The sequence below is a fragment of the Planktothrix rubescens CCAP 1459/22 genome, assembly GCA_904830895.1.
GTDB classification, from domain to species: domain Bacteria; phylum Cyanobacteriota; class Cyanobacteriia; order Cyanobacteriales; family Microcoleaceae; genus Planktothrix; species Planktothrix agardhii.
Map to the genome: position 1 here is coordinate 72,080 of LR882959.1, position 6,493 is coordinate 78,572.

Below are 6,493 nucleotides of genomic sequence, written 5' to 3' on the forward strand. Positions count from 1 at the left end.
TATTTTAGAAAAAAATGGTGATCGCTCTCCATTTTATCAGGTGGCGATCGCTCTTTCTTTACTCTTTTTCACCTGACTTTGAAACAGCCCTGGGAGAGGGGGAGAGGGGGAGGAGTGGGTTTAACTTGAGCTATGGAAGATTGGGAATTGTCCGTGCTTACAGCGATGGTCGGTTGGAAATTGGCCGTTTGCAAGACTTCTAACTGTTTGGCCATCAGTTGTAACTGTTGACCCATAATGCTTTCCAGGACAGAACTAGAAACCTGTGATACCGTTGCTGCCACCATACTAGGCTGTGGTACGAAAACTTGAGGCACTTTGATATTGGGGACTATCTCCGAAAATACTGGAGAAGCCGTCTGACCTTGAAAGCCGTTGGTATTAGAACTCAGCGTGACATTGGGCGATCGGTTATGGTCACAGGCAATGGGCGTAGAAGATACTTCAGTATTAATTTGAGCAGTCTGGACATTACTAGCTGCATTCTGAGCTAAATAAGTTGCTAAAGCATCTAAGGTTGATAACTCCTCAAACAACTGACGCATGGCAATTTTAACGCCGTAGGTATTTTCAATGCGTCTGACCGCCTCAACCATGACAATTGAATCTGCCCCAATCTCCAGAAAAGGTTTATGAACATTGACATCAGCAGGAGCCAGTTGCAGTAAATTTCCGACTAAGGTTTGTAACGTGACCAGAATTTCCTGTTGTCGTTTATCGGTGAGGATGGTTTGGGAGTCAGGGGCATTCAGGATCATGGTTGTTTCTTGTGAGGTCGGGTTTACAGTTGCAAGCCAATAGCGTTGACGTTGGAAAGGATAGGTCGGTAAGGCGAGTAAATTTTTCGGATAATCTCGATCAAAGCCCTCCCAGTTAATTTTGGCTCCCTGAGAATCGTAGAGAATAGCCAAACTATTTAGCAGGTTTTGCCAGTCTTGCTGGGGAGGTGCTAGGGAAAATAGCCAGGTGGCTGGTTTTTCTTGGCAACATTGTTGACCTAATCGAGATAAGATCGGTTTGGGACTGACCTCCAAAAAGAGATTAAATTTCTGCTCTATCAGGCTTTGAATATCCGCTAAGAATTTTACAGGTTTTTCTGCCTGATCGCGCCAGTAACGAGCAGTAATGGTTTCCCCCTCTGGTAAGATTTTCCCTGTTAAATTGTCAACTAAAGGAACCTGCAAAGGTTGGTAGGCAACTTGATCAGCCGCCTGTTCTAGGGAATCCAAAATCGGTTCCATTAAAGGCGAGTGAAAAGCATGGGAAACTTTCAGAGGACGGACTTCTATTCCTGCTGTGGTTAAGTGAACGATAATTTGGGCGATCACCGTCGCTTTTCCTGAAATAACGATATTTTCTGGGCTATTAATGGCCGCAATGGCCACTTCTGTTTTATATGGCTGAATTGCGGCTTTAACCCGATCTTCCGAGGCAAAGACTGCGGCCATTGCCCCTTCTTTGGGGAGAGATTGCATCAGTTTTCCCCGTTTGGCAATGAGTGTTAGCCCGTCTTCTAGGCTTAAGGCTCCTGCAACGGTGGCCGCCACATATTCACCGACACTGTGACCGACTACCACCGTAGGTTCAATTCCCCAGGAACGCCATAATTCTGCTAGGGCATACTCCAGGGCGAATAAAGCAGGTTGGGTATAGGCAGTCTGCTCTAGGTAAAAACTTGCTGTTTCAGGGTCTAAGTCAGAGGGATAAAGAATTTCTAGGAGCGGTTTATCTAAATAGGGTTGCAAAATTTCAGCACAGCGATCCAGGGTTTTCCGAAAGGTTGGTTGGGTTTCGTACAGTTGACGACCCATGCCCACATATTGGCAACCCTGACCTGCGAATAAAAAGACAATTTTAGGGCTTTTTCTTTTTTTGAAATTCTTAGTTTCTTTTGTTTTTTCTAGACTGCAAAAATCCTCTAACTTCTGCCTCATTTCTAGCTCATTTTTAGCAACCAGAGCTAAACGATGATTAAAGTGCGATCGCCGACTATTGGCCGTAAAACAAACATCATCTAGGCGAATTTCAGGATGCTCGGTTAAATACTGTTGATAACGATGGGCTGATGCTTTTAAGGCTTCTTCATTCTTGGCGGATAAGGTTAGTAAATGCCAGGGACGTTCAATGGGTTTCTGCTCAATTTCTGGGGCTATCTGAGTATTTGCAGGAGCTTCGCTGACAATAACATGGGCATTTGTTCCCCCAAAACCAAAGGAACTAATACCAGCTAAACGTAGTTCTACACCGTTTTCACCAGAAGAATTTGGTTTAATCTGCCAGGGTTGGGGCTGAGTGGGAATAGCAAAGGGCGTTTCAGCTAGGGAAATATAGGGATTAAGGGTTTTAAAGTGGAGATTGGGGGGAATTTCTTGGTGTTGTAAGCAGAGAACGACCTTAATCAGACCTGCCATGCCTGCCGCCGCTTCTAAATGACCAATATTAGTTTTAACGGAACCCAGCCAACAAGTTTGATCGAGCGATCGCTTTTCACCCAAAACCGCTTTCAGGGATTTAACTTCGATCGGATCACCCAATTCTGTACCCGTACCATGAGCTTCGATGTAGCTAATTTGGGCGGGTTCTACCTGGGCATTTTCCAGAGCTTGACGAATAACGGCCTGTTGAGCGGGGCCATTCGGCGCAGTCAGTCCATTACTCAGACCATCCTGATTAACGGCTGAACCTTTAATCACCGCTAAAACGCGATCGCCGTCTTCAATTGCATCCCTCAAACGTTTAAGTACCACCATCCCACAGCCTTCCGATCGCACATAACCATCGGCACTAGCATCAAAGGTCTTGCAACGACTGTCGGGGGCCATCATTCTGGCTTGGGAGAAAACGATGGTTGTCTCTGGTGACAAAATGAGGTTAACTCCTCCCACTAAACAGAGGTTCGATTCCTGATTTTGCAAACTCTGACAGGCCAGGTGAACGGCCACGAGGGAAGAAGAGCAAGCGGTATCTAAGGCCAAACTGGGGCCACGCAGATCAAATACATAGGACAAACGATTAGCCGCAATACTCGTACTATTTCCTGTACCTACATAGGCCGTTAAGTTAGGGGGACTTTGGTAAGCCAAGCGATGATAATCTACATCACTGATACCAATAAAAACCCCTGATTTACTACCAACCAAAGTTTCAGGCACAATCGCGGCATTTTCTAAGGCTTCCCAAGCAACTTCTAGCAACAGTCTTTGCTGAGGGTCTAGATAGTTGGCTTCTAGGGGAGAAATGCGGAAAAATTGCGGGTCAAATTGATCAACATTTTTCAGAAAACCGCCCTGGCGACTATACATTTTCTTGGCAGTGCCAGGCGTAGGATCATAAAAATTGTCAATATCCCAGCGGCCCGGAGGAACATCGGCGATCGCATCCACTCCAGCTTGCATCAGTTGCCAAAAAGCCTCTGGATTGTCAGCCCCTGGAAAACGACAACCAATACCAATAATTGCGATGGGTTCCATAGAAAAGAGTCCTTACTGCCAAAGTCCTAATTTAAGCGGTTACAGTTTCTTTGAATTGACGAAAAGCCTTGACGTTATTGGCGATCGCTCGGTCAATTGATCCCCCCGCTTTCATTATTTGCATTTCACGGTTAACGGGCCATAGATAATCCAAATTATCGGTTAAACGCAGCATATTCTTAAGCATTTTTTGATGATACTTAACTTGCACATCAAAGCCTTGATGCTCTTGACATAAACATTTCTCTAGCCAATATAGGGACTCTGCTTCCGACATTCCAAACAAAGGCGATCGCAGAATTTTATCGTAATAGGACAGGAAAGAAGAATCTTCTCGAAAAATAGAAACCATTCCCATTGATAAATTTCCTAAAAATCCCCGTTGCATCCTATAGAAAACCAAATTTCCGATAAATTGTTCATAGGCCGTGGGCTTAGAAAATTCCTTATACAAATCACGACCAATTAATTGGGAAGTCGTGGTGTGAAAAGCTTCATCTAAAAGATGATAATGGGAAATCGCCGTAGGAACGGGAATAAATTCTCCTTTTCTTTCCAATTCCCTGAAATAACGAGAATATTTATGTTCATAATTTTTTAAGCCCATATTACCCGTTAAACGATAGGTATAGTGCTGACAGGCTAAAAAGGGAGAACTACCCCAATGAAAAGCGAAAATTGTAACAAAGGCTGAGGATTTGCTACCCCAAAATAGCCTTTATTGGAAGCATTTAGAAATACACCTTTTTTTTCTAATTCTAATAAATAAGAAGAATAATACTCTGATGAGTTTTTGATCAGAGCTTTACTCAAAGAACGCAAGCCTTTATATTGTAATTCCGAATAGGAAGAAGTTGAACTGAGGTTCAAAATTTGCTCTCCTAATTTCGAGGTTACTTTTTTACTTGTCCCAGGCTTGGAAGCTGAGTTTTTATTGGACTTTAGTTTTAAAGCTTGTTTTCCTAAAAGAGCAATTTTTGTTTTGCTACCAATAGTTTGAAAGGCGTGAATATGGTATTTTTCTTGATCGCTTCATGATCTAAGGTTGAGCAAAGAGAATCATAGCCACCGACTTTAGCAAAGACACCAGCCGTCACCTGATTGTAGTTAATTGTACTTGCTTCACTGGCAGCGATGTAATCATACTGCGCCCCCAATATAAATGATTGAGAGCTAACTTTTGAGAGTCAGAAGCTTGCTCATAGAGGGGAGTTCCATACAAAATTGACAGTTCGGGGTCTCCCCATAGATGCTCACTATTACTGGCATAATCAAAGCTTTTGCAAGGGTTTCAATTTTTTCGGTATAGTCAGATTCGAGATTGTGACGATAATTAGTATTATTCAGTTTGAGGGGTCTTGGGATTGACTGATTTAAGATGGGAGAATTTTCCTGCATGGTCTTGGGGTCTTGAATCGTATTCATGGCTTGTGTGTTTTCAGAGAATAATGTAAGTTGGATTTTTTTTAAGCAGAAGTTTAGGACTAATCAGTGGTCTTATGTCCAATAACAAACAAACTGAAGGACAGGGAATGTTTGTCAAAGGACTTTGTTCAAGCCAGGCATCGCATCAATAGTGGTCAATTGACACATATCAGCCAATAACGCCACTTCAGGCTTAAAAGATAGCGTTGAGTGTGTGTTTCTTGAGAATTTTCTATAAGTTGATTTTCTTGATTTATATCAATAAATTGTGAGTAACTTGCATTATGTTTTCATTAGTTAAAAATTAAGTTCCCACTGATATAGTTTATTTTGTTGCCATTGCACTCATCCTCTAAACGCGATATTGATGCTGTAGGCCGATTTTTAAATTCTCCAAGCTATAAGGCCCGTATGACACATCACAAATAAAAATCCCTCCAGCTTTTAAATGATTTTTAACGTTGCAAAAGTTGGCAGTAATTTTGATTTGTTGTTTGATAGTTACTACATGAAATAGAGCAAGAATAACATCAAATTGACGATTTAAATGGATTTCACAAATATCCCCTTGAGAAAAACTCAGACAAGAAGCCATTTTTTCATCTTCAATACGAGTTTTAGCTTGCTCTAACATTTCAGCACTTAGATCAACGCCATGTACAGAATACCCTTTCTGTGCCAAAAGAGCGGCATGATAACCCGTACCACAGCCCAAGTCTAGGATAGATTTCGCTTCAGTAGTGTAAGTCTGAACTAAATTGTGAATAAACTCCACTTCCTTGGTGTAATCTTTGTTGAAACCTTTATTATGCCCTACCACTAGATCATAGTAATGAGACATAGATTTGCCAAAAGTTGTCATTTTAGAACCTTCTGTTGATATTCATCAAATATTCATAGAGCATTTTAGCGGAACTTAATTAACTTTAGATTATTAAGTTCCGAAAATCAAGATTTTCTAGCATAAATCAGCAAAAGTGTTAGGATTCACTGACTTGTTTAGCCAACTTTTCTAGGGTCGGATAATCGTAAATCAAAGTACGATCTAACTCTCGTCCTAACCAATCCTCTAGATCAGCGATCAAGGCAACTGCCATAGAAGAATCCAGACCATACTCATCAAAGGGAACGCTCAGATCAATTTCATCTTCGTCCACTTCCATCATCTCTGTCATGTAAGCCACTAACCAGTTTTGAATTTCAGTTAGGGTCGGTTGTTTTTTGTCGTTTTGGATTTCTGTGATCATTAAATTTAGATTTACTCTATTTGAAATGAAACTAACTTTTCAGGCGTTCTAAAACCAAAGAACTTTAGATTTAAGTGAATACAAAAAAATCGTCGGGGACTTAACTGACATAACAACTTAACACATTAAGTCCATTGAGCAATTTTCTTCGCCACAATCTCCAGGCTTCCCTCTAAAAATTTGGCCCGACAGCTACGACGCTGAATTTTGCCGCTAGAGGTTTTCGGTAAACTGCCAGTCCTGATCAGCGCGATCGCGTAAACCTGTAAATCATATTCCTGGACGACGGCTTTACGGATAGCTCTTTTTACCTCGTCTATATCTATCTTGCGGAGCCAGGTGCGCTCCACT

General features: G+C 41.8%; 4 protein-coding genes and 2 pseudogenes. All 6 read right to left on the reverse strand.

What is annotated here, in order from left to right; genetic code table 11:
* Positions 1–68: 68 nt before the first annotated feature.
* The gene (locus tag NMG86_RS25115; protein ID WP_499103739.1) at positions 69–3,470 is read right to left on the reverse strand and encodes a type I polyketide synthase; all 3,402 of its coding nucleotides are present in this window, start codon (positions 3,468–3,470) and stop codon (positions 69–71) included.
* Positions 3,471–3,501: 31 nt separating this feature from the next.
* Positions 3,502–4,077: a hypothetical protein gene (locus NMG86_RS25120; protein WP_499103740.1), complete on the reverse strand. Its 576-nt coding sequence runs from the start codon at positions 4,075–4,077 to the stop codon at positions 3,502–3,504.
* Positions 4,078–4,112: 35 nt separating this feature from the next.
* Positions 4,113–4,692: pseudogene (locus tag NMG86_RS25125) on the reverse strand (hypothetical protein).
* A gap of 555 nt (positions 4,693–5,247) precedes the next feature.
* Positions 5,248–5,757 (reverse strand): class I SAM-dependent DNA methyltransferase, encoded by a 510-nt coding sequence (locus tag NMG86_RS25130; RefSeq protein ID WP_499103741.1) that lies wholly within the window; start codon positions 5,755–5,757, stop codon positions 5,248–5,250.
* A gap of 118 nt (positions 5,758–5,875) precedes the next feature.
* Complete coding sequence (locus NMG86_RS25135; RefSeq protein ID WP_026798331.1) at positions 5,876–6,142, reverse strand: acyl carrier protein; 267 nt, start codon at positions 6,140–6,142, stop codon at positions 5,876–5,878.
* Between the two features lie 125 nt (positions 6,143–6,267).
* Positions 6,268–6,493: pseudogene (locus tag NMG86_RS25140) on the reverse strand (AMP-binding protein); the annotation flags it as partial.

Coding starts and splice junctions, on each gene's coding strand:
- NMG86_RS25115 (WP_499103739.1), bottom strand. CDS start 3,470: ATGGAACCCATCGCAATTATTGGTATTGGTTGTCGTTTTCCAGGGGCT.
- NMG86_RS25120 (WP_499103740.1), bottom strand. CDS start 4,077: ATGGGCTTAAAAAATTATGAACATAAATATTCTCGTTATTTCAGGGAA.
- NMG86_RS25130 (WP_499103741.1), bottom strand. CDS start 5,757: ATGACAACTTTTGGCAAATCTATGTCTCATTACTATGATCTAGTGGTA.
- NMG86_RS25135 (WP_026798331.1), bottom strand. CDS start 6,142: ATGATCACAGAAATCCAAAACGACAAAAAACAACCGACCCTAACTGAA.